This is a genomic window from Oleiphilus sp. HI0128, assembly GCF_001635365.1.
The window spans coordinates 1-1,355 of record NZ_LWGG01000838.1 but is presented as its reverse complement, the minus strand read 5'-3'; the positions used below and the strand labels follow the sequence as shown (position 1 = coordinate 1,355).

The following is a 1,355-nucleotide window of genomic DNA, read 5'->3' as shown; positions in this document are numbered from 1 at the left end:
TAGCCCAGTGATGCTTTCGTAAACGCTAGTCCTGCTTTGTAAGAAGCTAATGCCAGCGCACTTCGTGCCTCAATATTACTTCCATCCTTAAAAGCAATAGGCAGGTTTTTGAATATTAAACGAATAGCTGCGAGGGCTTGCTCGTCTGTGTAAGCACTACCATTTCTTCCGACATACGCTTCAATAGCATGGGTTAAGGCGTCCATTCCTGTCGCTGCCGTCAACGCAGGCGGTATCGTAATCATAAATACTGGATCAAGTGCGGTGGCTAAGCTGGCTGTACGAGGGTCAATAACGAAGCTTTTACTTTTAGTCTGATTATCAGATATGACGGATATAACCGTCACTTCTGAGCCTGTGCCAGCTGTTGTTGGGATAGCGTAAAACGGCAAAGGTTTCTTAAGTGCTTTGAAATAACCGGTAAGTTTTTCTGGTTTTTTCTTATTGGAAGCACTCAAGGCAATGACTTTAGCAAGGTCCATCGCAGAACCACCGCCGATCGCTAGCACGCTTTGGCAATTGTTTTCATTTAGCAGATTCAATGCTTCATTCGTGATACTGAACGTCGGGTCGGGTTCTACACGGTCAAAAATAGTCACACTAATATTAAGTTCGGCAAAACGATCAATAATCGGCTGCACCTGCCCTCTTCGAATTAGCCCAGCACCCGTTACAATCAGTACGCTTTTATGCTTCTGGCTCGCCATGTAATCGATCAAATCAAGTGAAGAGTTTTCTCCCTCGAATAACTTAGGTTCTTTAATCAACGGTAGGCTGGCTGTGAGTTTTAGACAAAACATCCAAACATAGTTTAATAGCTTTCCAAAAAAGTCGTTCATAGCGTTAAGTCCTTATTCGACTGCATTGCATAATGATAATAGCTTGTGAGCAAATTGATTCTATTCAGGAGGATGCTCTTCCTTAAAACGGCGCTGATTATCTTCGTTGATAAAATCAGGGAACCATTTTACTTTCGGGAAGAATAGCACTCTTACCAGGCCGATAAGCATCCACATAAAGCACACACTAAAGATGAGACCACAGGCCCAGGTAATGTACTCGAAGTTACCGGAGATATACTTCATTCCCCACCAGGAGATGATGTCTGTTAACGAGGCAATCAACCCAACCGGAAATATCCATTGATAGACCTTAAGGCGACTGAAGTGCATAGAGAAAGGTATACCGATGATAAAGAAGCTGGTTGTGAAGCCAAATAGGTGGGCATGCGTGAAAGCAATCAGCTTGCCTTCACCCATTTGCTGAAAATAGCTGGGTGCGTCACCATGCAAGTGGACTTGGTAATGCGCCTCCATCGCGCCAAACACCAAGGCTATGCCATAAAGTATGACCGC

Annotated in this window: 2 protein-coding genes; both read right to left on the bottom strand. The window is 44.1% G+C overall.

Translation table 11 applies throughout. From position 1 onward, the window contains the following. Positions 1 to 839, bottom strand: an 839-nt coding sequence (locus A3763_RS12910) for an iron-containing alcohol dehydrogenase (protein WP_068760110.1), incomplete at its 3' end; no start/stop codon positions are given. Positions 840 to 899: 60 nt separating this feature from the next. Next, positions 900 to 1,355, bottom strand: a 456-nt coding sequence (locus A3763_RS28645; RefSeq protein ID WP_197482897.1) for a hypothetical protein, incomplete at its 5' end; no start/stop codon positions are given.